Origin of the sequence: Streptomyces sp. NBC_00016, assembly GCF_045040885.1 — a bacterium.
Taxonomy (GTDB): Bacteria; Actinomycetota; Actinomycetes; order Streptomycetales; family Streptomycetaceae; genus Streptomyces; species Streptomyces coriariae.
In genome coordinates this window covers 5,645,546-5,672,533 of the sequence record NZ_CP108304.1, presented here as the reverse complement: position 1 = coordinate 5,672,533, position 26,988 = coordinate 5,645,546, and the positions used below count along the sequence as shown (strand labels likewise).

At 71.1% G+C, this 26,988-nt stretch carries 21 protein-coding genes, 1 tRNA gene and 2 pseudogenes; 12 read left to right on the top strand and 12 right to left on the bottom strand.

Going from position 1 to position 26,988, the window contains the following annotated elements; translation table 11 throughout:
• Positions 1-12: 12 nt before the first annotated feature.
• The 3 genes from OG933_RS25215 to OG933_RS25205 all read left to right on the top strand — a co-directional run bounded on the left by OG933_RS25215 (position 13) and on the right by OG933_RS25205 (position 3,337).
• Complete coding sequence (locus OG933_RS25215) at positions 13-1,041, top strand: P1 family peptidase (protein WP_362522683.1); 1,029 nt, start codon at positions 13-15, stop codon at positions 1,039-1,041.
• 145 nt (positions 1,042-1,186) lie between these two features.
• Entirely contained in the window at positions 1,187-2,413 is a 1,227-nt protein-coding gene (locus OG933_RS25210; protein WP_362522684.1) for an Ig-like domain-containing protein, read from the top strand.
• Between the two features lie 177 nt (positions 2,414-2,590).
• Positions 2,591-3,337, top strand: coding sequence for a DUF6227 family protein (locus OG933_RS25205; RefSeq protein ID WP_362522685.1), 747 nt, complete (start codon positions 2,591-2,593; stop codon positions 3,335-3,337).
• A 29-nt stretch (positions 3,338-3,366) separates the two neighbouring features.
• On the opposite strand, the gene OG933_RS25200 is transcribed toward OG933_RS25205, so the two are convergent.
• The 5 genes from OG933_RS25200 to OG933_RS25180 all read right to left on the bottom strand — a co-directional run bounded on the left by OG933_RS25200 (position 3,367) and on the right by OG933_RS25180 (position 10,158).
• Positions 3,367-3,630, bottom strand: coding sequence for a hypothetical protein (locus tag OG933_RS25200; RefSeq protein WP_362522686.1), 264 nt, complete (start codon positions 3,628-3,630; stop codon positions 3,367-3,369).
• Between the two features lie 239 nt (positions 3,631-3,869).
• Positions 3,870-5,987, bottom strand: coding sequence for a fructose-specific PTS transporter subunit EIIC (locus tag OG933_RS25195; protein ID WP_405629025.1), 2,118 nt, complete (start codon positions 5,985-5,987; stop codon positions 3,870-3,872).
• A gap of 478 nt (positions 5,988-6,465) precedes the next feature.
• Positions 6,466-7,413: a 1-phosphofructokinase gene (gene pfkB / locus OG933_RS25190; protein ID WP_267022639.1), complete on the bottom strand. Its 948-nt coding sequence runs from the start codon at positions 7,411-7,413 to the stop codon at positions 6,466-6,468.
• Positions 7,410-8,171: a DeoR/GlpR family DNA-binding transcription regulator gene (locus tag OG933_RS25185; RefSeq protein WP_362522688.1), complete on the bottom strand. Its 762-nt coding sequence runs from the start codon at positions 8,169-8,171 to the stop codon at positions 7,410-7,412. Before OG933_RS25185 ends, pfkB begins: the two co-directional genes overlap by 4 nt.
• 427 nt (positions 8,172-8,598) lie before the next feature.
• On the bottom strand, positions 8,599-10,158 hold the full coding sequence (locus OG933_RS25180; RefSeq protein WP_405629023.1) for an MFS transporter: 1,560 nt from the start codon (positions 10,156-10,158) through the stop codon (positions 8,599-8,601).
• Between the two features lie 62 nt (positions 10,159-10,220).
• Between OG933_RS25180 and OG933_RS25175 the strand changes: the two genes are divergently transcribed.
• Positions 10,221-11,291 (top strand): helix-turn-helix transcriptional regulator, encoded by a 1,071-nt coding sequence (locus OG933_RS25175; protein ID WP_405629022.1) that lies wholly within the window; start codon positions 10,221-10,223, stop codon positions 11,289-11,291.
• On the opposite strand, the gene OG933_RS25170 is transcribed toward OG933_RS25175, so the two are convergent.
• On the bottom strand, positions 11,288-12,022 hold the full coding sequence (locus OG933_RS25170) for a TetR/AcrR family transcriptional regulator (RefSeq protein ID WP_405633503.1): 735 nt from the start codon (positions 12,020-12,022) through the stop codon (positions 11,288-11,290). The genes OG933_RS25175 and OG933_RS25170 overlap by 4 nt on opposite strands.
• A 917-nt stretch (positions 12,023-12,939) precedes the next feature.
• Positions 12,940-13,938 (bottom strand): RNA polymerase sigma factor RpoD/SigA, encoded by a 999-nt coding sequence (locus OG933_RS25165; protein WP_020131920.1) that lies wholly within the window; start codon positions 13,936-13,938, stop codon positions 12,940-12,942.
• Between the two features lie 185 nt (positions 13,939-14,123).
• On the opposite strand from OG933_RS25165, the gene OG933_RS25160 reads away from it, so the two are divergent.
• A complete protein-coding gene (locus OG933_RS25160; RefSeq protein WP_405629021.1) occupies positions 14,124-14,663 on the top strand; it encodes a GNAT family N-acetyltransferase in 540 nt (179 codons plus the stop codon).
• Positions 14,664-14,849: 186 nt separating this feature from the next.
• Here OG933_RS25160 and OG933_RS25155 read toward each other — a convergent pair whose 3' ends face one another.
• Positions 14,850-15,659, bottom strand: a complete 810-nt coding sequence (locus OG933_RS25155; RefSeq protein WP_405629019.1) for a DODA-type extradiol aromatic ring-opening family dioxygenase — start codon at positions 15,657-15,659, stop codon at positions 14,850-14,852.
• Positions 15,660-15,849: 190 nt separating this feature from the next.
• Between OG933_RS25155 and OG933_RS25150 the strand changes: the two genes are divergently transcribed.
• On the top strand, positions 15,850-16,359 hold the full coding sequence (locus OG933_RS25150) for a MarR family winged helix-turn-helix transcriptional regulator (protein ID WP_405629017.1): 510 nt from the start codon (positions 15,850-15,852) through the stop codon (positions 16,357-16,359).
• A 13-nt stretch (positions 16,360-16,372) separates the two neighbouring features.
• Here OG933_RS25150 and OG933_RS25145 read toward each other — a convergent pair whose 3' ends face one another.
• Both OG933_RS25145 and OG933_RS25140 read right to left on the bottom strand, forming a co-directional pair.
• Entirely contained in the window at positions 16,373-17,911 is a 1,539-nt protein-coding gene (locus OG933_RS25145; protein ID WP_362522693.1) for an MFS transporter, read from the bottom strand.
• Positions 17,912-18,149: 238 nt separating this feature from the next.
• Complete coding sequence (locus OG933_RS25140) at positions 18,150-18,797, bottom strand: TetR/AcrR family transcriptional regulator (protein WP_020131925.1); 648 nt, start codon at positions 18,795-18,797, stop codon at positions 18,150-18,152.
• Between the two features lie 462 nt (positions 18,798-19,259).
• Between OG933_RS25140 and OG933_RS25135 the strand changes: the two genes are divergently transcribed.
• The 3 genes from OG933_RS25135 (at position 19,260) to OG933_RS25125 (ending at position 22,703) form a co-directional block, all read left to right on the top strand.
• Positions 19,260-20,585, top strand: coding sequence for a M6 family metalloprotease domain-containing protein (locus OG933_RS25135; protein ID WP_362522694.1), 1,326 nt, complete (start codon positions 19,260-19,262; stop codon positions 20,583-20,585).
• A 359-nt stretch (positions 20,586-20,944) separates the two neighbouring features.
• Positions 20,945-22,564 carry a helix-turn-helix domain-containing protein gene (locus tag OG933_RS25130; protein WP_362522695.1) on the top strand — a complete coding sequence of 540 codons (1,620 nt, stop codon included), beginning with the start codon at positions 20,945-20,947 and terminating at the stop codon, positions 22,562-22,564.
• A 63-nt stretch (positions 22,565-22,627) separates the two neighbouring features.
• Positions 22,628-22,703: transfer RNA gene (locus OG933_RS25125), tRNA-Arg, on the top strand.
• A 64-nt stretch (positions 22,704-22,767) separates the two neighbouring features.
• Here OG933_RS25125 and OG933_RS25120 read toward each other — a convergent pair.
• Positions 22,768-22,933, bottom strand: a pseudogene (locus OG933_RS25120) (site-specific integrase); the annotation flags it as partial.
• Between OG933_RS25120 and OG933_RS25115 the strand changes: the two are divergent.
• Both OG933_RS25115 and OG933_RS25110 read left to right on the top strand, forming a co-directional pair.
• A pseudogene (locus OG933_RS25115) lies at positions 22,927-23,022 on the top strand (cold shock domain-containing protein); the annotation flags it as partial. The pseudogenes OG933_RS25120 and OG933_RS25115 sit on opposite strands and share 7 nt — an antisense overlap.
• Positions 23,023-23,073: 51 nt before the next feature.
• Positions 23,074-23,355: a hypothetical protein gene (locus OG933_RS25110; protein ID WP_362522704.1), complete on the top strand. Its 282-nt coding sequence runs from the start codon at positions 23,074-23,076 to the stop codon at positions 23,353-23,355.
• A gap of 204 nt (positions 23,356-23,559) precedes the next feature.
• Here OG933_RS25110 and OG933_RS25105 read toward each other — a convergent pair whose 3' ends face one another.
• Positions 23,560-24,897 (bottom strand): hypothetical protein, encoded by a 1,338-nt coding sequence (locus OG933_RS25105; RefSeq protein ID WP_405629014.1) that lies wholly within the window; start codon positions 24,895-24,897, stop codon positions 23,560-23,562.
• Positions 24,898-25,273: 376 nt separating this feature from the next.
• On the opposite strand from OG933_RS25105, the gene OG933_RS25100 reads away from it, so the two are divergent.
• Positions 25,274-26,890, top strand: a complete 1,617-nt coding sequence (locus OG933_RS25100) for an MFS transporter (RefSeq protein ID WP_362522706.1) — start codon at positions 25,274-25,276, stop codon at positions 26,888-26,890.
• Positions 26,891-26,988: the final 98 nt, after the last annotated feature.

Here is a 26,988-nt window from a genome sequence, read left to right as displayed (position 1 = left end):
AGACTTACCCCCATGACAGTTGATGCTCTGACGGACGTCGCCGGCCTGCGCGTGGGACACGCCACGCGGACCGGCGACGGTTGGCTCACCGGCACCACGGTCGTCCTCGCACCGGAGGGCGGTGCCGTGGCCGCCGTGGACGTACGCGGTGGTGGTCCCGGCACGAAGGAGACCGACGCCCTCGATCCACGCAATGTGGTGCAGCGGGTCGAGGCGATCGTGCTGACCGGCGGCAGCGCCTACGGGCTCGACGCGGCGTCCGGCGTGATGGCCTGGCTGGAGGAGCAGGGGCGCGGGATTCCCGTCGGCACGGACCCGGCGCACGTCGTGCCGGTGGTGCCCGCCGCCTGCGTCTTCGACCTGGCGCGGGGCGGCGACTTCCGGGCCCGCCCCGACGCTGCCACCGGCCGGGCGGCCGTGGAGGCGGCTGCGGCGACCGCTCCGGGGACTCGGGTGCGGGAGGGATGCGTGGGCGCGGGGACGGGTGCCGTCGTCGGGCCCTTGAAGGGTGGGGTCGGCAGCGCGAGCGTGCTTCTCGACTCGGGGATCACGGTGGCCGCGCTGGTGGTGGTCAACGCCGCGGGATCGGTGACGGATCCGGAGACGGGTGTGCTGTACGGGGAGCTGTTCCAGGGGCGCGCCGAGTATCCAGAGGCCCGTGTGCACGAGAGCGCGCGCCGGCGTCTCGCCGAGGCCACGGCGAAGAACGCGCCTCCCCTGCTCAACACCACGCTCGCGGTGGTCGCCACCGACGCGGACCTGACGAAGGCGCAGGCGCAGAAGCTGGCGGGCACGGCGCACGACGGGATCGCGCGGGCCGTGCGTCCCGTGCATCTGCTCAACGACGGGGACACCGTCTTCACGCTCGCGACGGGCGCGCGCCCGCTCGACCCCGGCCACCCGCTCGCTCCGAACGAAGTTCTCGCGGCGGGTGCCGACGTGGTGACGCGCGCGATCGTACGGGCCGTGCGCGCCGCCGAGCCGGTGTCCGGTCCGGGCGGGGCGTGGCCGTCGTACGAGGAGTTGTACGGGGGCCGGTGAACGCGCGGGCCGGGAAAGGCGATTGTCCCGGTTCCGTCACGTGATGGTGCCAACGGCGACCGGAGGGAACCCCACCGGCCGCCGGATCCCTCCTTCTCCACGTACCAGAGCGGATCACTCACATCACACGAAGCTGGAGCAGCCCGTGACAACGGCGGACATAGCGGTGCGGCGCGCGGTCGGAGCCTGTGCCGTCCTGGTGGTCGGTGCCCTGACCCTGACCGCCTGCGGGGGCAGCGCCAACGCCAAGGACAAGGACGGGGACGCCAAGGGCGGCACGAGCAGCGTCAAGACGTCCACGGCGAAGATCGTCATCTCGGCGAAGGACGGCTCGACGAGCGCGTCGATCAACGCGACCGGCGTGAAGGTGAGCGACGGCCGGCTCACCGAGGTGAAGATGACGGTGGCCGGGTCGGGGCAGGCCGTCGAGGGTTCCCTGTCGGCCGACGGCAGCACCTGGAAGCCGAAGGAGCAGCTGGAGCGCGGGACGAAGTACCAGATATCGGCGACCGCGAAGGACGCGAACGGCAAGACCGCCGCCGCCAACTCCATCTTCACCACCGTCTCCTCGGCCAACAGCTTCATAGGGACGTACACGCCGGACAACGGCACCACGGTCGGCGTCGGAATGCCGGTGTCTTTCACCTTCGACAAGACCATCAGCGACACGAAGGCCGTGCAGTCGCACATCACGGTCACCTCCAGCAGCGGCCAGCAGGTGGTCGGGCACTGGTTCGGGGCGCAGCGGCTCGACTTCCGTCCCGAGGAGTACTGGAAGGCCGGCTCCAAGGTGACGATGAAGATCGACCTGGACGGGGTCGAGGGCGCCAACGGCGTGTTCGGGGTGCAGAAGAAGACGGTCACCTTCACCATCGGGCGGTCGCAGGTGTCCACGGTCGACGTCGACACGCAGACCATGACGGTGGTGCGGGACGGGCAGACCCTGAAGACGGTTCCGATCTCGTCGGGCAGCCCGGAGCACACCACCTACAACGGGCAGATGGTGATCTCCGAGAAGTTCACGCAGACCCGGATGAACAGCCGGACGGTGGGCCTGGGCGGCGAGTACGACATCCCGGACGTGCCGCACGCGATGCGCCTGACGCAGTCCGGCACCTTCATTCACGGCAACTACTGGTACGACAGGGGCAATCCGCCCTTCGGCCGTACGGGCACCAGCCACGGTTGCGTGGGGCTCGCGGACGCGCAGGGCGCGCAGGGCGACACGCCCGCCAAGTGGTTCTACGACAACTCGCTGATCGGCGATGTGGTGATCGTCAAGAACTCGCCCGACAAGACGGTGTCGCCGGACAACGGGCTCAACGGGTGGAACCTGTCCTGGTCCGAGTGGACCGCGGGGAGCTCCTCCTGATCGCCGGAGATGCCCTCTGACCGGCGATTTCTGATGGGCCGTCGGGCCGTGCGGGAATTTTTCGCGCGGCCCCGGCGTTTTCACGGCGTACGTTTTCTCGGTTCCCGGACATGATGTCCGACCGAGGGGCTACGGTATGCACCCACAAGGTGACATGCAGCAACGCCGGGAGAAACCTTGAGCGTTCCGTACGAGACAACAGCGTACGAACCAGCCGAGTCGCCCGAGTCTCCGGAGGAGCACCTCGCGCGACTGCTCGGTCGCGCCCTGAACTCGTTCGAGCTGCCCGACGAAGCACTACGGCGGCTCGACTGCGCACTCGCGCATGACAGCTCCCTGCACTCCGCGCACCACAGCGCGGGCCTGCACCGGGAGACGTACCGGCACACCTGGCTGCTGGCCGACGGCTGCGCGCTCACGCTGTGGGAGCTCGTGCACAACACCGCGCCGGGCAGCGAGCCGCAGCACGAGGTGTACGTCGACGAGGAGGAGCTGCGGGCCGCCACGGCCCGGCTGCCCCTGCCGTCGGACACCCCGGACTTCGAACTGCCGGTGCTGGTGCAGCTGTCGCCGATCCCCGGACCCCGGCATGTGTACGTGCCGGACGACTCGGCGGACCACGCGCGCAGACTGCTGCGCCGCGCGGAGAACCCCGACCAGCCCGACGCGGACACGGCCGCGCTGCTGAAGTCGGCGTTCGCGCACCAGATCACCCAGGCCTTCGGGCGCCCCTGCCGCGCGGGCAGGATCGGGCTGGGCTACTCGCTCTACGAGCACGCGTTCCTGCTGGGGGACGGCCGGGAGATCTCCCTGTGGGAGGTCGAGCACACGGCGACGCCCGACGGGCGGCACATGTGCGAGGTGTACGTGTCCGAGGCCGCGGCCCGGGACGCGATGGAACGCCGGGCGGCGCAGGTCTCCTGAGCCGTTCAGCGGCCCCGCCCGGCCGTCGGTCAGCGGCCCCCGCCGAGTTGTCGTACGAGGCCGGCGAAGGCGTCCCGCTCGGCCGGGGTCAGTTCGACGGCCTCACGGCCGGGACCGGACTGTCGTTGGCGCGGGAGGGCGGGCAGTACCGGCGGGGTGGGGAGCGCGATGCGGGCCTCGCTGCCCGAGCGGCTGCGCCGCAGGATGCGGGTCACGAAGATCAGCCAGGCGATGGACGCCACGGCGAGAACCGTCAGGACCGCCAGCTGAGGGAACGTTAGATGCACGGGCATACCGACCAGTAGACACCACGGTCCGGGACCTGTGTCCCGGACCGTGATGTATCTCGCATGCCGCACACATCACGCAGATCACTCAGACCGCGCGATAGGCCTGTTCGGTGCGGAGATCCATGAATCACCGCAGATGGTCACCAGTAGCCGCAACCTGCCGCAGGCGGCTTCGCCCCGCGGGGGCAGCTTCAACCCACGGCAGGAGGCCGCGGCCGGAGTCGGCCGCGGCCCGTCGCAGGCTAGGCGGCCACCGGCTGCTTGGCCTCCGCCGCCGTGGCAGCCGCGGATTCCTGCGTCGTACCGGGCTCGACGGCGCCCGGGGCAGGCTTGCGCAGGCCCTTGAGGACGACGACCACGGCCGTCGTCACGCACACGCCCGCCGCGATGGCGACCAGGTACAGGAACGGGTTGCCGATCAGCGGGACCACGAAGATGCCTCCGTGCGGGGCGCGGAGCGTGGCGCCGAAGACCATCGACAGGGCGCCGGTGACCGCGCCGCCCGCCATCGAGGCCGGGATGACGCGCAGCGGGTCGGCCGCGGCGAACGGGATCGCGCCCTCGGAGATGAAGGAGGCGCCCAGGACCCAGGCGGCCTTGCCGTTCTCGCGCTCGGTCGGGGTGAAGAGCTTCTTGCGGACGGTGGTCGCGAGCGCCATGCCCAGCGGCGGGACCATGCCCGCGGCCATCACGGCGGCCATGACCTTCATCGCGGAGTCGCTGGGGTCCTGGACGGCGATGCCGGCCGTGGCGAAGGCGTACGCGACCTTGTTGACGGGGCCGCCGAGGTCGAAGCACATCATCAGGCCGAGCAGCACACCCAGCAGGACGGCGTTGGTGCCGGAGAGGCCGGACAGCCAGTCCGTCATGCCCTTCTGGGCCTCGGCGATGGGCTTGCCGATCACGACGAACATCAGGAAGCCGACGATCAGCGAGGAGATCAGCGGGATCACCACCACGGGCATGATGCCGCGCAGCACGGGCGGGATCTTGATGCGCTGGATCGCGAGGACGATGCCACCCGCCAGCAGACCGGCGACCAGGCCGCCGAGGAAGCCGGCGGCGATGTTGGAGGCGATCATGCCGCCGACGAAGCCGGGCACGAGACCGGGCCGGTCCGCCATGCCGTACGCGATGTAGCCGGCCAGGACCGGGATGAGGAAGCCGAAGGCGACGCCGCCGATCTGGAACAGCAGGGCGCCCCAGCTGTCGACCTGGGTCCAGGAGAAGTGCTCCATGACCGAGGGCGCCTTGTTGATCTCCCAGCCGCCGATCGCGAAGCCGAGAGCGAGCAGCAGACCGCCGGCGGCGACGAACGGGACCATGTAGCTGACGCCCGTCATCAGCCACTTGCGCAGCTTGGTGCCGTAGCTGTCGCCGGACTCGCCGGTCCGCTCGACAGGCGTCCCGTCCTTGGCCGACGCGCTCACCTCACCGCGCGCCGCCTTCCCGCGCACCTCGGTGATGAGTGCGGCGGGCCGGTTGATGCCCGCCTTCACGCCGACGTCCACGGTGGGCTTGCCGGCGAAGCGGTCCTTGTCGCGTACGGGGACGTCGTGGGCGAAGATCACGCCGTCCGCCGCGGCGATGGCGGCCGGGTCGAGCCGGGTGAAGCCGGCCGAGCCCTGCGTCTCGACGACCAGTTCGACGCCTGCCTCGCGGCCCGCGTTCTCCAGGGACTCGGCCGCCATGTAGGTGTGGGCGATGCCGGTCGGGCAGGAGGTGACGGCGACGATCCGGAAGGGACGCGCGGCCTCGGCGTCCGTGTCCTTACCGGTGGCCGTGCCGGCGTCGGCGGAGGCCGCCGCCGACGCCGACACGGAGTCTGCGGTGGTGCCCTCGGCCTCGGCTGCCGGAGCGTCGGTGGCCGGGGCGTCGGTGGCCGGGGCTTCAGCGGCCGGGGCGTCGGCGCTCGGGGCCGCGTCGCCGCGGATCAGCCCCGCCGCGGCCGCCGCGTCGCCGGCCGAGCGCAGCGCGTCGGTGAACTCGGCGTTCATCAGCTGCCGGGCGAGCGACGACAGGATCGTCAGATGGGCGTCGTCCGCGCCGGCGGGGGCGGCGATCAGGAAGATCAGGTCGGCGGGTCCGTCGGGGGCACCGAAGTCGATGCCGGTGGCGCTGCGCCCGAAGGCGAGCGTCGGTTCGGTGACGTGGGCGCTGCGACAGTGCGGGATGCCGATGCCGCCGTCGAGGCCGGTGGGCATCTGGGCCTCACGGGCGGCCACATCGGCGAGGAAGCCCTCCAGGTCGGTCACCCGGCCCAGGGCGACCATGCGCTCGGCGAGGGATCGCGCCGCCGCTTCCTTTGTTTCGACGGACAGGTCGAGATCGACCAGGTCCGCGGTGATCATGTCGCTCATCGCGGGCTCCTTCGCACGCGTATCGCCCGGGGCGTGGGGTGGTGGGCGAGGGTGGGGAAAACGGGGACGGGGGTTGCTGCGGCGGTGCATTGGGGGGAGGTGAGGGGGGCGGAGGCGGGGCCGGGGAAACCCCGCCTCCGCGGGGTGGCAGGCGGGTTCGGGCCATGCCTCCCCTGATCGGCAGGGCGCCTCGGGCGGCCCCGCCGACCATGTCGAGCGGCGAGTAACGAGGAGCTTCGCCGCTCGACGACCGGTTCGCCGGGCAGCCCGGGAAACGCGGGAGCCGTCGTCGCCACGAAGGACGCCGCGGTCGTCGCCGGCGCGGACAACGCGGGGGTCCTCGGCAACGCGGACACCACAGGAGTCCTCGTCAGCACGGACACCGCAGGCGTCCTCGGCATCACGGACCGCACAGGTGTCCTCATCCGTAGGGACGACGCGGAAGTCGTCGTCGGCGCGGGCACCGGGGGGTTCGTCGTCATGACACCGGCTCCTTCAGTTCACGGTCGACCGGCACCTGCGCCGTGACCGTCACCGCTGCCGGGTCCAGGTCGTCCGGGGTCGGCATCACGCTGCCGGGCAACTGGACGGCCGCAGCTCCGTGGGCGACGGCGGAGGCGAGCGCGGCGGGGCCGCTGCCGCCGGCGACGAGAAAGCCGGCGAGGGAGGAGTCGCCCGCACCCACGTTGCTGCGTACGACGTCGACGCGGGCGCTCGCGAACCAGGTACCCGTGTCCTCCACGAGCAGCTGTCCGTCGGCGCCCAGGCTCGCGAGCACGGCACGGGCGCCCATGCCGCGCAGTTCCTCGGCCGCCTTCACCGCGTCGCCGACGGTGGCCAGGGGGCGCCCGACGGCCTCCGCGAGCTCCTCGGCGTTCGGCTTCACCACGTCGGGCCGCTCCCGCAGCGCTTCCAGGAGCGCACGCCCGGAGGTGTCCAGGGCGATGCGCGCTCCCCCGGCGTGCGCCCGGGCGACCACCTCGGCGTACCAGGAGGGCGCGAGGCCGCGCGGCAGGCTGCCGCAGCAGGCGATCCAGTCGGCGTCGCGGGACTGCTCGCGGACCGTCTCCAGGAGCAGTTCCTGCTCCTCCGGGGACAGCTCGGGCCCGGGTGCGTTGATCTTCGTCAGGACGCCGTCGGACTCCGCGAGCGCGATGTTCGAGCGGGTGGCTCCGGCGACCGGGACCGGCGCGACCTCGATGCCCTGCGCGTCGAGCAGGTCGGCGACGAGCGCGCCCGGCGCACCACCCAGGGGCAGGACGGCTACCGTACGCCGTCCGGCGGCCGCGACGGCCCGCGAGACGTTCACGCCCTTGCCGCCCGGGTCCATCCGCTCGCCGGTGGCGCGGATGACCTCGCCGCGGTCGAGGGACGGGACCTCGTAGGTGCGGTCCAGGGACGGGTTGGGGGTGACGGTGAGGATCATGCGCGTACTACTTCCGTGCCGCCGCGCTCGATGGCGGCCGCGTCGTCGGGGCTCAGCCCGCTGTCGGTGATCAGCAGGTCCACGTCGCTCAGGTCGCCGAAGCGGGCGAAGTGCTCCTGGCCGTGCTTGGCGGAGTCGGCGAGCAGCACCACGCGGCGCGCGGCGGCGACGGCCGCCCGCTTCACCGCGGCCTCGGCGAGGTCGGGGGTGGTCAGACCGTGCTCGGCGGAGAACCCGTTGGCGGCGACGAACAGGACGTCGGCGCGGATCTCGCCGTACGCCCGCAGCGCCCACGCGTCCACGGCGGCGCGCGTACGGTGCCGTACGCGCCCCCCGACGAGGTGCAGTTGCATGCCCGGGTGATCCGCGAGGCGGGCCGCGATGGGCAGGCTGTGCGTGACGACGGTGAGTTCGGCCTCGAGCGGGAGGGCCGCGGCCAGGCGGGCGACCGTGGTGCCGGCGTCGAGGATCACCGTGCCCTCGGCGGGCAGTTCCGTGAGGGCCGCCTTGGCGATGCGGTCCTTCTCGTCGGCGGAGGTGCCTTCGCGTTCGGCGAGGTCCGGTTCGAAGTCGAGGCGTCCGGCCGGTATGGCACCGCCGTGCACGCGGCGCACCAGGCCGGCCCGGTCGAGGGCCTTCAGATCGCGGCGGATCGTCTCCGCCGTGACCTGGAACTCCTCGGCCAGCGACAGGACGTCCACCCGGCCGCCGTCACGGGCGAGCCGCAGGATCTCCTGCTGCCGCTCCGGTGCATACATGTCTGTTGTCCTCCGGCCGTTACCAGCTTTATGCCCGAACTTGTGGTTTCGCCACGGAGGCTACGCCCGGATTTCCGGAAAGTAAACAGGTTCGGACGTGATCCGGGCATGAACGGACTTCCGGCCGGAGCGTGGCCATGACGCCCCGAGCATGGCCATGACCGGATGACCGGATTGCCGTCCCGGACAGGAACGGACTTCCGCTTCCGCTCCCGCGCCACGGCACGCGCGCGTGGGGCCCGTCACCACTCCCGTGCCACGGCACACGCGCGTGGAGCCCGCCACCACTCCCGCGCCACCACTCCCGCGCCAGGGCACGCGCGCGTGGGCCCCGTCACCACTCCCGCGTCAGGACACTCCCGCGCAGAACACGCGTGAGGGGCCCGTCACCACTCGGGTGACGGGCCCCTCATGCGGGAACGTCCGCTCAGGCGACGAGCTCGCGCTCCCGGTCCCCGGAGGGGGCCGCCTCCGGGGCGTCATCGGCGCCGCCCTCCACGTGCTGGGCCGGCCGCTTCGGCAGGGCGAACATCAGCAGGAAGATCGCGAACATCACCAGGGCCACCCAACCGAGGGCGTGCTCGAAGGCGTTCACGAAGGCGGGGCCCACCTCGGCCGGGGTCAGCCGGTCGCCGATCCGGCCGAAGAAGACGACGGCGACCAGACCGAGCCCGAGCGCGTTGCCCATCTGCTGGACGGTGTTGATCAGCCCGGACGCCGAACCGGCGTGCTCGCGCGGCACGTCCGACAGCACCGCGTCCGTCAGCGGTGCGACGATCAGTCCCATGCCGACGCCCATCACGACCAGCGGAAGCGCCATCTGCCAGGGGGCGATGTCGAGGCCGTAGCGCTCGGACTCCCAGATGTAGAGGAGTACGCCGATGGCCATGGTCAGGGCGCCCGTCTGCAGCACCTTGCGCCCGAAGCGCGGAACCAGCTTCTGCACGGACAGTCCGGCGGCCGTCGAGACGGCGAGCGAGAACGGGACCCCGGTCAGACCCGCCCGCAGCGGGCTCCAGCCCAGGCCGGTCTGCATGTACAGCGTCCAGACCAGGAAGAACACACCGAGACCGACTCCGAAGACGGTCTGCACGGCGACGCCCGCCGCGAAGCTGCACACCCGGAAGAGGGAGAGTTCGATCAGCGGCGAGCCGTCCCGTGCGCCCTTGCGCCGCTCGTACGCGACCAGCGCCCCGAAGACGCCGATCGAGCCGGCCATCGACACGTACCCCCACACCGGCCAGTCCAGCTCGCGGCCGCGGGTGAGCGGGTAGAGCAGCATGAGCAGGCCGAGGGTGACCAGGACGACGCCGACGAGGTCCAGCTTCAGCGCTTTCGGCGCCTTGGACTCCGTGATGAAGCGGCTGCCGAGGATCAGTCCCGCGATGCCGACCGGCAGGTTGATGAGGAAGATCGGCCGCCACTCCAGACCGAACAGGTTCCACTCCGTCAGCAGCGCGCCGAGCAGCGGCCCGGAGACGGCGCCCAGCCCGACGATCGCGCCGAAGAGCCCGAAGACCTTCCCCCGCTCGTGCGCCGGGAAGGTGGCGTGCACGATCGACAGCACCTGCGGCACCATCATCGCCGCCATGGCTCCCTGCAGGATGCGGGAGGCGACCAGCATCTCCGGGTTCGCGGCGAACCCGCACAGCGCGGAGGCGAGGGTGAAGCCGCCGATGCCGAGGAGGAACAGCCGCTTGCGGCCGTGGATGTCACCGAGCCGGCCGCCGGTGATGAGCCCGGCGGCGAAGGCGAGCGCGTAACCGGCGGTGATCCACTGGATCTGGCTCCAGGAGGCGCCCGCGTCCTGCCGGATGGAGGGGATGGCGATGTTGACGATCGTGACGTCGACGAGGTCCATGAAGGCCGCGGTCATCACGATGGCGAGCGCGAGCCAGCGACGACGGTCACCCGGCGCCGCCTGCGCCGTTCGAGGGTCGGGCGAGGACTCGGGCGAGGTCTCGAGGGAGGTCTCCGTGGAGGTCATGGTGTGACAGTAGGACCGCACTAGGTCAGATCGTGTCCTAGTTCTACGGCATCCTCGGATGCATGACGACGGACACTCCGGCTCGGCTGCTCCAGCTCCTCTCGCTCCTCCAGACGCCCCGCGAATGGCCCGGCGGCGAGCTCGCCGACCGGCTCCGGGTCTCCCGCCGCACCGTCCGACGGGACATCGACCGGCTGCGTGAGCTGGGATATCCGGTGCAGGCGACCCTGGGCTCGGACGGTGGGTACCGGCTGGTCGCGGGCAAGGCGATGCCGCCGCTGGTGCTCGACGACGAGGAGGCGGTGGCGATCGCCGTCGGACTGCGGGCGGGGGCGGGTCACGCGCTGGAGGGCGTCGACGAGGCGTCCGTACGGGCCCTGGCCAAGCTGGAGCAGGTGCTGCCGGCCCGGCTGCGCCACCGCGTCGCCACCCTCCAGGCCGCGACCACACCGCTGACCAGCGGGGACGGCGCGAGCATCGCACCCGAGACGCTGACCGTCATCGCCTCGACGGTGGCCGGGCAGGAACGGCTGCGGTTCGCCTACCGCACGAAGGACGGCACTGAGTCGCGTCGCCTGACCGAGCCGTACCGGCTCGTGTCCACGGGCCGGCGGTGGTACCTCGTGGCGTACGACCTCGACCGCGACGACTGGCGGACCTTCCGGGTGGACCGGGTCGAGGACCCGTTCGCGACCGGGGCCCGCTTCACTCCGCGCGAGCTGCCGACGGGGAGCGCGGCGGAATACCTCCGTCGGTCCATCCAACTCCGCCCGGACGCCTACGAGTACGAACTCGACGTCACGTTCGAGGCACCGGCGGATTTCGTGACGACACGCCTGCCGACGTGGCTGGGAACGCCGGTCGCGAACCCTGACGCGGCGGCGGACACCGACGGCGGGAGCGGATGCCGACTGCGGGGGACGACCAACCACCCGGTCGAGTGGGTGGCGATGCGACTGGCGACGCTGGGCTGCGAGTTCTCGGTCCAGGGGCCGCCGGAACTTGTGCAGTGCGTACGGGAGTTGGGCGGACGATTGAGCCGGTCGGTGGGCAAGGCGAGCACGGCAGGCACGGCGGGCGCGGCAGGCACGGCAGGCACGGCAGGTGCGGCGGGCGCGGCGGGCGCGGGTTAGGGCTCCTCCGCCGGGCTCTCTTCCCACGCGAACCCGCGCAGGGCCCGCAGATTGCGCAACGCCAGCTCTGCCGGGCCCTGCCGGCCGGTGGGAGGGGAGTCGGTCACCGCCCAGCTTTCCACCGCGACCCGAACCGCGGCCCCGGCCACCGCCGCGGTGAAACGCTGATAGGGCGAGGCAACGTTGTCGGAGGCGGGCGTGGGGGCGGAAGCCGCATCGGCGGCGGCGCCGGAAGTGCCGTCGGACATGGCCTCGGAGGTGCTCTCGGAAGTGTTTTCGGAAAGGTTCTCGGAAAGGTTCTCGGAAGCCGGTGTACGGGACGACGACGACACCGCCGTCCGCTCCGCCAGTACCTGCGCGAGCGTCGCCTCCGAGGCGTGGCAGACCTCCGCCCAGACCTTGCCCAGGGCGGGGCTGGCTCCGGCCAGTCGGATCAGGGTGCGGACCCATTCCCAGGACGCCGCCGACACTCCACGGCCGGGGACGAGGGTGTACCGCACCGCGTGCTCCAGGGCCTCCGGCACGGTCAGTTCGGCCGGCGCCTCGCGTACCGCCTCCGCCCAGCGCTGCGCGCCCGACGCGTAGAGCGGGGCGACGGCCTCCTCCTTGGTCGCGAAGTACCGGTAGAAGGTGCGCGGGGCGATGCCCGCGGCCAGGGCGATGTCCTCGGCACGGGTGGCCTTCAGGCCCCGGCTCACGAAGAGGCCTGCCGCCGCACGGGCGATCTCCATACGGGTCGCCGCTTTGCGCCGCTCGGTCAGCGAAGCCGAAGCGGAGTGGGAGGTCGAGCTGATCACGTCGGCAGGCTATGCCCATGTGGCACAATCTGCCATTCGGGCGGGCCACCCCGTGGTTCAGGTACGGGGTGCCCCGCCCTCCCAGCGTGCCCGTTCCCCGTGTCATATGCCCGGCGGGGCGTGTGCGCCCGCAATCCCCGCCCGGACAGGAAGTCGGACGGCCCGGGTACGAAGAGGAGCCGGGCCCCGGCGCCTGGGGGGAGAGGCACCGAAGCCCGGCTCGGGGAAAGTCCCGGCGCCGGGGGGATGTGCGTCGGGACTTGGCTCATGTGCGGCGGAGATCTCGGGAAGGGCTGCGAGGTCGGGTCGGCCCGAACTCCTGTGCCGACTCGGACTCCCGTGCCCAGAAGTCTTGTTCCCGCGGTTCTCGCCATTGAAGCGGCGTTCCTCCGCCATGTTTGCGCGGCTCTCCACCACCCGGCGCACGCGGGCGGGAACCCGGCACCACCAGGCGCCTCAAGCCCATTCGCCGCAACTCCGGGCCGTAACGCAGGCGCCCATTCGGCCGCGAGCCACGCCGCGAGCCTCGTGGCGACTCCGACTCGGCCCGCGCACCGACGCGGCGAAAACACCGGCTTCAGCCGCCAGGCACCGCACGTACCCGATGTATTCGACGCACTCGATGCACGTCAGCCGAACGACTCACGCGCCGTGCCTCTCGCCGGCCGCCTCCCGGCCCCCGACGGGGTGATGGCCCGATGCCCACCGCCCGCTGCACCGGCGCCAACCCCAGTCGACCACCGACAAGCTGCGACCGGCCATCGACCCTCGACGATCGGCAGGGCAGGCCAAGAGCCCGCGCCGCCCGACGGAGCGTCATGCCCCGTTCGGCCGGCGGAGGTTCAGGCGCCTTACGCCGCTGCCTCGAAGCCCGTGTCGCGGGCCAGCTTCTTCAGTTCCAGCAGGGCGTGCTTCTCGATCTGGCGGATGCGTTCCCGCGTCAGACCGTGTTCCTTGCCGACCTCGGTCAGGGTGCGCTCGCGGCCGTCGTCGATGCCGTACCGCATCTTGATGATGGAAGCCGTGCGCGGCTCGAGACGGTCGATGAGGCCGTCCAGCTCCTCGCTGCGCAGCAGGGTCATGACGGACTGCTCCGGCGAGACCGCGGACGTGTCCTCCAGCAGGTCGCCGAACTGGGTCTCCCCCTGGTCGTCGACCGCCATGTTCAGCGAGACCGGGTCACGGGCCCAGTCCAGGACGTCCGTGACGCGCTCCGGCGTCGAGCCGAGCTCGGTCGCGATCTCGGCGGGCTCGGGGTCACGGCCGTTCTCGCGGTTGAACTCGCGCTGGACACGACGGATCCGGCCGAGCTCCTCCACCAGGTGGACGGGCAGGCGGATCGTGCGCGACTGGTCCGCTATCGAGCGCGTGATGGCCTGACGGATCCACCAGGTCGCGTACGTCGAGAACTTGAAGCCCTTGCGGTAGTCGAACTTCTCGACCGCGCGGACCAGACCGGCGTTGCCCTCCTGGATGAGGTCGAGGAGCGGGAGACCGCTGCGGGGGTAGCGGCGGGCCACCGCGACGACCAGCCGGAGGTTGGAGCGGATGAAGACATCCTTGGCCCGCTCGCTCTCGGCGACCAGGGCTTCAAGTTCTTCGCGCGTGGCGACGGACCGCGACTCCTCGTCGCCGTCGAGGACCTGCTGCGCGAAGACACCCGCCTCGATGATCTGTGACAACTCGACTTCCTTGGCGGCGTCGAGCAGAGGTGTGCGCGCGATTTCGTCGAGGTACATGCCGACCAGGTCGCGGTCGGCGATCTCGCCGCCATGGGCGCGAACACTGCGGGCCGCGTCGGTCGTCTCGCCGTTGGCGGACTTGCGACGGGCGACGGCACGGGTTGCCATGCGTGCTCCCTTGCGATGGAGGTTCAGCGGGTGGCCCTTCAGACACCAGGCACTCTCGGACTCGGACTCTCCTCGGGTGCCCTGCATCTGATGGAAACAACGACTGGAATCAGGACAGAATTCCCAACCCGCACCCCGATTTTTATGATCTTGCAGTACCCTGTCCGACCACGCGAGGAGGCGCGATGTTGTCGGAACGTACAGAGGTGCAGGTCAGGCCGGGAGTCGAGGGTGACCTCGAAGCCCTCACGAGCCTCTACAACCACTATGTACGTGAGACGCCCATCACATTCGACACCGTGGCGTTCACTCCGGAAGAGCGACGTCCTTGGCTGCTCTCCCACCCTGAAGACGGGCCGCACCGCCTGATGGTTGCCACGGAAGCGGACTCACAGGACGTCCAGGGGATCTCACAGCAAATCCTGGGGTACGCCACATCCAGCGCCTACCGGCCGAAGGCGGCCTACTCCACCTCCGTGGAGGTGACGGTCTACGTCGCTCCGCACGCCGGCCGGCGCGGCATCGGCACGCTCCTCTACAAGTCGCTCTTCGACGCACTGGCCGGCGAGGACCTGCACCGTGCCTACGCGGGCATCGCGCAACCGAACGAAGCGTCCGCGCGGCTGCACGAACGCTTCGGTTTCCGGCACGTCGGCACGTACCGCGAGGTGGGCCGCAAGTTCGACCGCTACTGGGACGTGGCCTGGTACGAGAAGGAGCTCTGACCGGCCGGAGCCCCAGCCCCTGCCCCGGCCCCGGCCCAACCCGGCCCCGGAGAGCATCCTGGCCCCGGACGGAGCCCCGACCGCAGCGGGAACCCTGCCCCCGGACGGAGTCCCGACAACAGACGAAGTCCCGACCACCGACGGAGTCCCGACAACAGACGGAACCCTGGGACCCCCGCAGGGGCGTCAGCCGAACTGCACGGAGCGCTTCGCCATCCCCATCCAGAACCCGTCGATCACGGACTTCTGCGCGTCCAGCTCGCCGGACATCTCCGCCGCGCCCATGGTCACGAAGAGCGGGGCGAAGTGTTCGGTGCGCGGGTGGGCGTACCGGCCGGCCGGGGCCTTGTGGAGGAAGTCCAGCAGGCCGTCCCAGTCGCGGGTCTCCAGCGCGTTCCGGCCCCAGTCGTCGAACTCCGAGGACCAGGTAGGCACTCCCCCGCCGGTGTGCCGCAGCGCGGCCAGGTTGTGGGTGAAGAAGCCGGAGCCGACGATCAGGACGCCCTCGTCGCGCAGCGGCGCGAGCTTTCGGCCGATCTCCATCAGCTTCACGGGGTCGAGGGTCGGCATGGAGATCTGGAGGACCGGGATGTCGGCGGCCGGGAACATCTCGACGAGCGGCACGTAGGCGCCGTGGTCGAGGCCGCGGTCGGGGATGTCCTGCACGGGGATACCGGGGGCGCGCAGCAGCTTCCGGACGCTCTCGGCGAGCTCGGGTGCGCCGGGGGCGCCGTACTTCACCTGGTAGTAGTGCTCGGGGAAGCCCCAGAAGTCGTAGACCAGGGGGACCGGGTCGACGGCGCCGAGGGCGAGGGGGGCCTCCTCCCAGTGGGCGGAGACCATCAGGATCGCCTTGGGGCGGGGCAGGTCGGCGGACCAGGCGGCGAGTTCGCCGGGCCAGATCGGGTCGTCCGCGAGGGGCGGGGCGCCATGGCTGAGGTAGAGCGCGGGCATGCGCTCCCGGGGGAGGGCACGCTCCTGAGGTGCGGCGGACATGGCGACTGCTCCTTCCGGGACCTCGGCCCCTGACTTCGGATCCGAACGCTTCCGTTCCGAACCCCCCGTGGCTCCGAGTGCCCGGTGCCGAGTGCTTCGCGACGGTTGCTTGAAATCTAAAACGTCAACGTCGCTCAGCATATTCCCGATTGGTTTAAATTTCAAGGAGCAGACGTTTACAGTGGAGTACATGACGAAGGCACCCGCATCCGCTGACGAGCCCCAGTGGCTCACCGCCGAGGAGCAGCGCATCTGGCGCTCCTACGTGCACGCCACGACCCTCCTCGAAGATCACATGGACCGCCAGCTCCAGCGTGAAGCGGGTATGCCGCACATCTACTACGGCCTCCTCGTCAAGCTCGCCGAGTCCGCCCACCGGCGCCTGCGGATGACCGAGCTCGCCAAGTACGCGAAGATCACCCGCTCCCGTCTCTCCCACGCCATCGCCCGGCTGGAGAAGAACGGCTGGGTGCGCCGCGAGGAGTGCGACTCCGACAAGCGCGGCCAGTTCGCCGTACTGACCGACCAGGGCCTGGAGGTGCTGAAGCGCGCCGCGCCGGGCCATGTCGCCGTCGTACGCCACGCCGTGTTCGACCGGCTCACCCCGGAACAGCAGAAGTCCCTCGGCGAGATCATGCAGATCGTCGCCGAGGGACTTCAGCCCGATGAAGCGGGTGCGGACCTGCCCTGGCTCCGCTAGTCGCCCAGCCGGGTCAGTGGACCATCACCGGCACCGCCGCGTCCTCGCCGTCCTCCGCACCCGAGCCCGCGACCGCGCCCATGTCCGGCTTGCCGGCGTTGACGAGGGTGAAGGCGATGGTCGCGGCGGCGACCAGGATGCCGACGGCGAACCAGATGGCGCTGGTGTAGCCGTGCACCATGCCCTCCAGCTGCACCAGCTGCTGCTGGGGCTTGGAGGTGGCGCCGGCGACGTGGTCCTTGATGTACGAGGTCGTCGCGGACGCGGCGATGGTGTTCAGCAGGGCGGTGCCGATCGCGCCGCCCACCTGCTGCGAGGTGTTGACCATCGCGGAGGCCACACCGGCGTCCCGCGGCTCGATGCCGTACGTGGCCAGGGACATGGCCGGCATGAACGCCGTACCCATACCGAGGCCGAGCAGCAGCATCGCCGGCATCAGCACGGCCGTGTACGAGGTGTCGACCTCCATCTGGGTCAGCAGCAGCATGCCGAGGGCGGCGACCAGGAAGCCGGGACCCATCAGCAGACGCGGGGCGACCCGGGTCATCAGACGGGTGCCGATCTGGGTGGAGCCGGTGATCATGCCCGCGATCATCGGAAGGAAGGCGAAACCGGTCTTGACCGGCGTGTAGCCCTTCACGATCTGCAGGTAGTAGGTCAGGAAGAGGAACAGACCGAACATCGAGATGATCGCGAGGCCGAGGGAGAGGTAGATCCCGCCGCGGTTGCGCTCGGTGATCACGCGCAGCGGCAGCAGCGGGGCCTTGACCTTCGACTCGACGATCACGAAGGCGGCCAGCAGCACGGCGGACGCGACGAACATGCCGATCGTCACGGAGTCGCTCCAGCCCTCGGACTCGGCGCGGGTGAAGCCGTAGACCAGGGAGACCAGGCCGAGGGTGGACAGGATGACGCCCGGGATGTCGAGCGCGGAGCGGTTGCGGCCGCCCTCGGGCTCACGGATGACGAAGTACGCGCCGGCCGCGGCGACGATCGCGAACGGGATGTTCACGAAGAACGTCCAGCGCCAGTCCAGGTACTCGGTGAGGAAACCACCGAGGATGAGGCCGACGGCGCCACCACCACCGGCGATCGCGCCGTAGATGCCGAAGGCCTTGGCGCGCTCCTTGGCGTCCGTGAACATCACGGCGAGCAGGGAGAGCGCGGCGGGCGCGAGCAGGGCGCCGAACGCGCCTTGCAGGGCGCGGGCACCGAACATCATCGCCTCGTTGGCGGCGGCGCCACCGAGCGCGGAGGCCGCGGCGAAGCCGCCCAGACCGACGACGAAGGCGCGCTTGCGGCCCCACAGGTCGGCTATGCGGCCGCCGAAGAGCAGCAGGCCGCCGAAGGCGAGGGCATAGGCGGTGACGATCCACTGCCGGTTGCCGTCGGAGATGCCCAGGTCCTGCTGGGCGGAGGGCATCGCGATGTTCACGATGGTGGCGTCGAGGACGACCATCAGCTGGGCGAGGGCGATGAACGCCAGCGCTTTCCAGCGGTTGGCGTCCGGGCCACCCGTCTTACCGGGGGCCTTCAGGGCTGTTTCAGACATGGGAATACCCGCTTCGGGACTTCGTGACGGAAAAGAAGTGAGGTAAAGGGCGACTCGTCGGCACTGACGGGCCGTTGCTCGGTGGCGTGATGGGCGTGATGACTCGTGAGGTTCAGCGACGGTCAGCGGAGGTCACCGTCGGCAAGTGAGGGCGACCGAGGCCACCGGGATCACCGGACACCGGCGACCACCGGCGAGGGTGATGACGACTGCTGCTGCGGTTCCGCGAACCGCTCGTTCAGGCCTGGCGCAGATCCTCCAGGGTCACGGCCGAACCCGGCAGGACCGACGGGGCCGGGGCCCGCAGTCCGTCCAGGAACACCTGAAGGTGGCGGTGGACGAAGCGGTCGGCGTTCAGGCAGCCGGTACCGGCCGGGGGCCGGCTGAGCTGGGCCACCGCGATCATCACGTCCCCCACGCCGACGTCGGGCCTGAGCTGCCCGGCCGCCTTCGCACGGTCCATGACTTCCCCGATGATCCGCTCGACCCGTTCGCGCGCGGCTTCGAGGTCGGGGTGGTGCTCGTCGAAGGTGCTGGAGATCATCGGGCACAGCGCACTGAGCCGCTCCTCGGCGGAGGCGTGCACGAACCGTTCCAGCGCCCCGAACGCGTCGCTCTCGGCGAGGGCGACCTGTCCGGCCTGGACCATGCGGTCCAGCACCGAGCAGACGACCTCGCGCACCAGGGCGTCACGGTCGGGAAAGTTGCGGTACACCGTGGCATTGCCGACGCCGGCCCGGCGGGCGATCTCGTCGAGCGGCACATCGGCACCGAACTCGACGAACATCTCGCGGGCGGCGGTGACGATCCGCTCCCGGTTGCGCAGAGCGTCGGCACGGGGCCGGGTCACCTTACGCACGGTGGGGGTAGCGGTCGCGGTCTGCACGGCACACTCCTTCTGACGTTTCGGATGTTTCTGGCGTTTCGAGCTCTGACGTACCGGACGTTTCGAGATCGTGACGATCCGGGGATCGACTCCCCGTTTCGCTCGGACACATGGCTAAACGGGGATGGCGTCCCCGGTTATTTCCCAAACCCAGAAGTTTCTTGATGTGACCTGGATCACGCCTCGAACGGGGCGGCCGGGGGCGGGCGGCGCAGCCGAAGCAGGAGCGGCCGAGAAGGGCTGCGACCAGGGGCGCTTCCGGGGTTCTTCCAGGGGGCGACCAGGGGTGCGACCAAGGGTGCGACCAAGGGATGTGTGCGCCCGGACGAGGCCGCCGGAGCCGTACCGGTCGGTAATCCACGATCGGTCTCCTCCAGCGCGCGCCCGCGTGCACCCCGTCGGAGGGTGATCGAAAGGGTGCAGTCGGTGATCGGCGGCTGCCTGGAGCGAAAGGCCCCCTGCATGCAGCCGCAGCCCCTGCGCACCGCCCCGGCCCGCGCAGGCGAGCCACTCCGCCGCCGGATACGCCCGCGCCGTGTCGCCGCCCTCGCCTCCGTCTCCGTGCTGACGCTCGCGGTCAGCACGTCGGCCGGATCCGGACACCTCGCACCGGCCCCCGGTGCGACGACGGCCGGCGCGGGCCCCGTCTCCCTGGCCCGTTCCTCCGCCCTCGCCCCCTGCATGATCAACGGCCGCGCCACCGTCCAGATGTCCGAGGGTCTGCCCACGCCGGGCGGCTACTCCCGCTCCACCGGCACCGTCCGCGCCCTCACCCTGATGATCGACTTCTCCGACGCGCCGGGCCGGGGCAGCGCGCTGAACCGCTATCGCGAGTTCTTCCCGCAGACCGAGGAATGGTTCCGCACGGCGTCCTACGGCCGCCTCGACTACCGCGCCGAGACGCCGATCCGGCGCTGGCTGCGCATGCCCAAGCCGTTCCGCGAGTACGGCATAGAGCGTGGCGCGCCCTTCGACCCCGGCTATCGCGAACTCGTCCAGGACATCGTGGCCTCCGCCGACCCGACGGTGGACTTCCGCTCGTACGACCTCCTGAACGTGCTGGTCACCCCGAACGCGGGCCCCTCCGCCCTCGACACGGTCCTTTCGGTGACGTTCGCCGGCAACGCCGAGGCACCGGTCGCCGACGGAGTCACCGTGGCGAACGCGTCCTTCGTCTACTCCCGCCAGGACGACGGCTCAGGCTCCTACGACCGCACCGGCTACCGCGTCCTCCCCCACGAGAACGGCCATGTCTTCGGCCTGCCCGACCTCTACACCCAGGAGGGCGGGGGCGCCGTCGGCCACTGGGACATCATGAGCGAGGACTGGGGCGCCAACAACGATCTGCTCGGCTGGCACAAGTGGAAACTGGGCTGGCTGGACGCCTCCCAGATCTCCTGCGCGGCCGCACCGGGCATGACGGAGTACCCCCTGACCCCCCTGTCCCGCACGGCCGGCCCGAAGCTGGTCTTCGTCCCGCTCAGCAACCGCACCGGTTACGCCGTCGAACTGCGCGCCCGCGGCGGCAACGACGAGACGGTGTGCCGCCCGGGCGTCCTCATCTACAAGGTCGACGCGGACGTGGACACCGGCATGGGCCCGGTCACGGTCTACGACTCCCACACCGACAGCGGCGGCTGCACCCGCAGCCCCAACGTCCACGCGGAACTCTCCGACGCCCCCTTCGCACCGGGCGAGACGTTCAAGGACCCCAAGAGGGGCATCCGCATCTCGGTGGTGGGGGCGGACCTGAAGGGCGACTACCGCGTACGGGTGAGCCGGGGGTAGCCGACCTGAGGGGTGGAGGGGCGGGGAGATGGGTGACGGAGGGGCGGTCAGGCGGACGGGGGCGTGCGGTCCGCGGGAGGACCGGGGCTACCGTAGGCCTGCCGCGACGCCGTACAACCACACAACACCGCCACACAACACCACTACGCACACGCGTACACGCACGCGCGCGTGGACGCACCCGGCGGATACGGACCACCACCACACACCGCCACCGCCACCGAGCACCGACCGCCAGTCCGCGACCACACACCACGCGCCGCACACCACGCACCCCCAGCACGCACCGCACACCCCCACACCCCCACACCCGCCCACCGTCAGTCAGTTCCGCCGCCGTATCGGAGAGCCGAGCAGCCATGTCCGCGAAGACGACCGCATCCGCCCCGGTCCCGGCTCCGGTCCCGACCCCGGGGGCAGGGCAGGCGCCGGCGGAGGCGGTCTCGCCGCTGATCCGCGGGGTCGCCGTGTTGCGGCAGCTGACCGAGGCGGGCGGCACGATGAGCCTGAGCGCCCTGGAGCGGACCACCGGCCTCGCCCGCTCCACGGTCGACCGCATCACCGCGACCCTCACCCGCATGGGATACGTCCGTCTCGACGGCCGGGACGCGGTCCTGACCCCCCACGTCATGGAGCTCGGCAACGCCTACCTGGCCGCGCTGCGTCTGCCCGCGCTGCTGTCCACCCACGCGGACCGCCTCGCCGACGAACTGGACGAGTCCGTGTCCCTGGCGGTCGCCGACCGCGACGGCATCCGCTTCATCCACCAGGCGACCCGCCGCCGCGCGATGTCCCTCAGCTTCCGCATCGGCGACCTGCTCCCCGCCGAACGCACCGCGCCGGGCCTGCTGTTCGCGACGGAGTGGACGGACGAGGAGTGGCAGGCCTGGCGCGCCCGCAGGACGAGGGACCCGCAGAACCGCGACTTCCCGACCGTGCCGCCGCCCCCGCAGAACGCGTGGAGCGACGAGGACTTCACCCGAAGGACCGCGCGCGCGGCCGCGGAGAACTGCGCCCTGGACGACCAGTTGATCGAACCGGGCCTGGTGGCCGTCTCCGTCCCCGTACGGGATCCGCGCACCGCCCGGATCGCGTGCGTGGCGAACGTCGTCAGCCATACGAGCCGGCACACGTCGGCGGACCTGCGCGAGACGCTCCTCCCCCGCCTTCGTCTGGCCGTGGCGGCGATGGAGGAGGACCTGCGCCGGGCACCACAGCCCGAGCCGGGCCCGCCCCCCGCGGGACTGGCGACCTGGACGGGCGCGTCCAAGCAGGAACTGGGCCGCGAGTTCATCGAGTCCCTCGCCCGGGGCCTGACGGTCCTGGCGGCGTTCGACGAGGGCCGGGCGGAGCTGACCCTCACGGAGGTCGCGAAGGCGACCGGCCTGGCGAGGGCGACGGCGCGCCGCGCCCTGATCACCTACGAACACCTGGGCCTGGTGGCCCCCACCCCCCACCGCGCGTTCGCGCTCACCCCCCAGGTCCTCTCCCTCGGCTTCCCGCCCCTCTCCCGCACGTCCCTCCCCCGGATCGCGAGTCCCCACCTGACGACGCTGACGGACGCCATCCAGGAGACGACCTCCCTGGCGGTCCTGACCGAACGGCGCGACGAGATCCAGTACACGGCCCGGGCGGCCGCGAACCATGTCATGAGCGTGGACATCGCCGTGGGCACACGTCTCCCGGCCTCCTCCACAGCACTGGGCCGCCTCCTGCTCACCGGCCCCACAGCGGCGGCGGCCTCCGGCTCCTACGCCCTGGTCGACGAGGAACCGGAACAGGGCGTACGCGCGATCGCGGTCCCGATCCACGACCGGAACGGCCAGGTGATCGCCGCCCTGAACGCGGCGACCCACGTCGCCCGCCGCACGGCCGAGGAGTGCGTCCACGACATCCTCCCGGCCCTGCTCTCCACCGCCTCCCACATCGAGACAGACCTCCACACAGCCGCCCGCTTCACCCACGTCCCCCTGACCTGACCCCCACACCCGCCAACCCGAATCCGGTACGCTGACGCCAGTGACCCACAGGGCCACCATCCCGCCTTCGTAGCTCAGGGGATAGAGCACCGCTCTCCTAAAGCGGGTGTCGCAGGTTCGAATCCTGCCGGGGGCACCAGTTCAGAAGGGGCCCACCTCCGAAATTTCGGAGGTGGGCCCCTTCTGGCCTCAGACGGCGGCAGTTACCGACGACCGGGACGCTTCCTGAGCAGCCGGTCCCTGTGCTGCGTGCGTGCAGACGTCCATGGTGATGCTGATCTGCGAGTGGCCCACGATCTCCATCACGACGCGGGGCGCGACCCCGGACGCCGTGAGGAGCGTGGCCGTGCCGTGGCGAGCATCAGGAAGGGTGGGGGGTACTCGACTCTCCCGAGACACCCGGCGGTTGTTGGGGCCACTACGCCGAAATCCGGACGAAGGGCTTCCATCTGACGTCCCAGGTTCTTCGTCGGGATGCGAGGTCGTGTCTCCCGTCGGATGGTGGAGTCATGAACCAGCACCACCAGTCCCATCGGACGATCGAGATCGACACCCGGCTCGTCACGACCGGTGCCGTGCTCACCGCGGCCGGTGCCGCGGTGGCATGCGTCGGCATGGCCATCGGGGCCTTCGCCGTGTTCACGGCAGGTCGGCGCATGATCCGCGACATGGACGTGCCCCCGGCCCAGCAGGCGGCCGTGAAGTGGCAGCAGGCCAAGGAGGCGTCGCGAGCGGGCGTGCGGGCGTGGCAGTCCGCGTCCGACGTTCACAACGGGTCGCTCCCCCGCTAGGGAAGGCGAAGCCGCTCCGTCGGCACCGGGCCCAGGACCCCGGTGCCGGCGGAGCGATGCCTGCTGTCCGGACCGCGGGTTCTCCGGACCGGATCGCCGGGTGTTGTCTGAGGCAGGTCTGCATCGGTGAGGGGCTGCAGGGCGCCGCGGGGCGCCCTGCGGGCTCGGTGCGTTCCTCGGCGGGTGATACCGGTGGCGAACCGTTCACCCGGCGGTGCCCTTCGGGCGCGAGGGTGCCGGCCGTTCGGCGTCGGTGGTGGCGCGGCCGGTGGCGGCGAGGAGGGCGAGCAGTGCGAGCACGGCCAGCAGGATGATGACCAGCAGCAGGATGGTGAGGGCCGTGGGGTGGTTCCAGAGCGCGAAGGCCAGGGCCACGATCAGCAGGGCGGCCAGGGCGATCCACCGGCGGTGGGCCTGGGTCCAGGTTCCCGCCCGGCCGGTGCGGACCTGGTGGCCGTACGCCCACTGTGCCGCGGAGTCGGCGGCGCGCTCGGATGTGCCCCGGATGGCGCGCGGGAGCCGTCCGGGGCCGATCAGGTAGGCGCCGAGCGCGATGACCAGACCGAGCACGATCGCTGTGCGCAGGCTGACCCTCAGGAAGTGCAGCAGGGTGTCGAAGACGGCTGCGGCGGCGGCCTCCGACTGGACCTGGGGCGGGAGGTGGTCCAGGTAGTAGCGGCGGACGACCACCAGGACGATGGCCACGACCAGGCAGGCGAAGGCCGCGCCGAGAGCCGTACGGGCCAGGGCCCGGCGGCGCCGGTGCGCCAGCAGCACGCCGCACGCGCCGATCACCACGACGAGCACGGGAAGCCAGTTCCCGATCACGTCCAGCAGATGGGCGCCCTTGCGGATCTTCTCCAGTTGGTCGGACTGGAGGAGCACCATCTGCTTGTCCACTTCGGGGATCTTGGAGGCCGGGGACAGACCGGCGTCCACGAGCGCCTGTTTGACCTGGTCGACGGCTTCGCCGACGTCGAGGGTGACCGTCCCGCCGTCCACGTTCACGGCGCCACGGCCCTCGCCGGTGAGCGCGTGCACGACCCCGGCGTGGGCGCGCCGGTTGGCGTTCGTCCAGATCCGCTCGAAGCGGTCGCTCTGCACGAAGCGGGTTGCCACCTTCTCGACCGTGGCGTCGACCGCGGAGTCGAGCTGTGGGCCCAGTCCCTTCACGGCCTGCGCGGCGCGCGGCGGCAGCCCTTGCGACTGCAGCCACGCGGCGATGTCCGAGGCGGCCTGACTGCCGTCCACCCGCACATCGGCGGCATGGGTGATGCGCTTGACCGCCGCGTCCTCGATCGCCGGATCCGAGGCCAGCGGCGAGACCGTTTCCACGTACCGGTCGGTGTCCAGCGCGATGTCGTGCACCCACACCGTGAGCAGCGCGATCGGCACCAGGATGCAGGTGAGCACGATGAGCACCGCCGAGGCGGTGTTCCGCGTGATCCGTCCGGCCGCCGAGCCGTGCTGGGGCCCGCTCCCCGCCGCGTCACGCGCTTCTGGGGCGGCATCGGGCTTGGACGGCTCGTGCGAGCTGGTCATGGGTGCTCCAGGACTCCTGGGGGATTGACCTGTCTCCATTTCCGCCGTTTTGCGGCGGGACGGCCCGCCCGGGTGGGCCGTACGGGCGAGAGAGGGTCCACCGCCCTGGAGTGGTGGCGCCGAGCCGCCTCGCCGATGACATGGAACGGCAGTCGGCCCCGATCCCCCGCCCCAGCCCGCTCCCGCTCCCGCCCTCGCCCCAGGACCGCTCCCGCCCGCTCCCGCCCTCGCCCCAGGACCGCTCCCGCCCGCTCCCGCCCTCGCCCCAGGACCGCTCCCGCCCGCTCTCGCCGCACCGGCCTCACGTCCGCCAATCAGTCGATCTCCGTGGCGGGTCAAGGAGCCGCCCTCCGGGGCAACTGGGACGATTCCACCCATGGCACCCAGGGCAGGCACTGCTGAGAGTTCGGCAACGGCGCGAATCGTCCTGCTGACACTCGCGACCGGTCAGTTCCTGATGGCGCTCGACAGCTCGGTCATGAACGTCTCGATCGCGACAGTGGCCGAAGACGTGGGCACGACGGTGACGGGGATCCAAGGCGCCATCACTGCCTACACCCTCGTGATGGCGATGTTCATGATCCCCGGCGGCAAGGTCGGCGCGCTGATCGGCCGCAAACGCGCGTTCACGATCGGCTGCGTCATCTACGGCTGCGGCTCCCTCACCACGGCGCTCGCATCGAACCTGCCCGTGCTGCTGCTCGGCTGGTCGTTCCTCGAAGGGATCGGCGCGGCACTCATCCTGCCCGCGATCGTGGCGCTCGTGGCCGGCAACTTCGCCGTCGAACGCCGTCCCGCCGCCTACGGACTCGTCGCGGCCGCGGGGGCCGTGGCGATCGCGGTCGGACCGCTCATCGGGGGTCTCGCGACGACGTACTTCTCCTGGCGATGGGTCTTCGCCGGCGAGGTGCTGCTCGTGCTCGGCATCCTGGTGCTCGCCCGCCGCATCGCCGACGCGCCGAGCAGCGAACGTCCGCGCATCGATCTCGTGGGCGCGGCGCTCTCCGCCGCGGGGCTCGGGATCTTCGTCTACGGCGTACTCCGCTCGGACGAATGGGGCTGGTTCCAGCCGAAGCCCGACGCGCCCTCCTGGCTCGGGGTCTCGCTGGTCGTGTGGCTGATGCTGGCAGGTCTGCTGCTGATCTGGATCTTCCTCCGCTGGGAGGCTCGCCTGGTGAAGCGGCACAGGGAACCACTCATCGACCCGGCCATGCTGCACAACAAGCAGCTCACCGGCGGACTCACGATGTTCTTCTTCCAGTACCTCGTCCAGATGGGCGTCTTCTTCGTCGTACCGCTCTACCTGTCGGTGGCCCTGGGCCTGTCCGCGCTCAAGACCGGCGCCCACATCCTGCCGCTCTCCGTGACACTGCTGGCGGCCGCGGTCCTGATCCCCCGTTTCTTCCCCGACGTCTCGCCCCGGCGGGTGGTACGGCTGGGGATCCTCGCGATGCTCGCGGGCGCGGTGGCCCTGATGGCCGCGCTCGACGCGGACGCCGGCGCGGAAATCGTCACCATTCCCCTTCTGCTGATCGGGCTCGGCATGGGCGCGCTGGCGTCCCAGCTCGGGTCGGTCACCGTGTCCGCGGTGCCTGAAGCACAGAGCGCGGAGGTCGGCGGCGTCCAGAACGCCGCCACCAACCTCGGCGCCTCGATCGGCACGGCACTCGCCGGGTCGATCATGATCGCCGCGCTCACGTCCTCGTTCCTTACCAGCGTGGAGCAGAATCCGGCGGTCCCGGCCGAGGTCAGGAGCCAGGCGGTCGTCGAACTCGAAAGCGGCGTTCCCTTCCTGTCGGACGCCCAGCTCAAGGACGCCCTCGACGAAGCGGGCACGAGCACGGAGGTGACCGAGGGCGTGCTCGACGCGAACGCCGCCGCCAGGCTCGACGGTCTGCGCGCCGCACTCGCCATCCTCGCCCTCACCGCCGTCCTCGCGATGTTCTTCACCTCCCGCATCCCGAAGACCCAGCCCCGTTCGACGGTGCCATAGCCGCGGGACGGTCATCGGCCCGGCCGTTCGGGGGACACGGGCCGCCGCCTGCGCGCTTCCCCCCTCGTGGGGGCATCCCTTGACGGAAACGAAAGGGA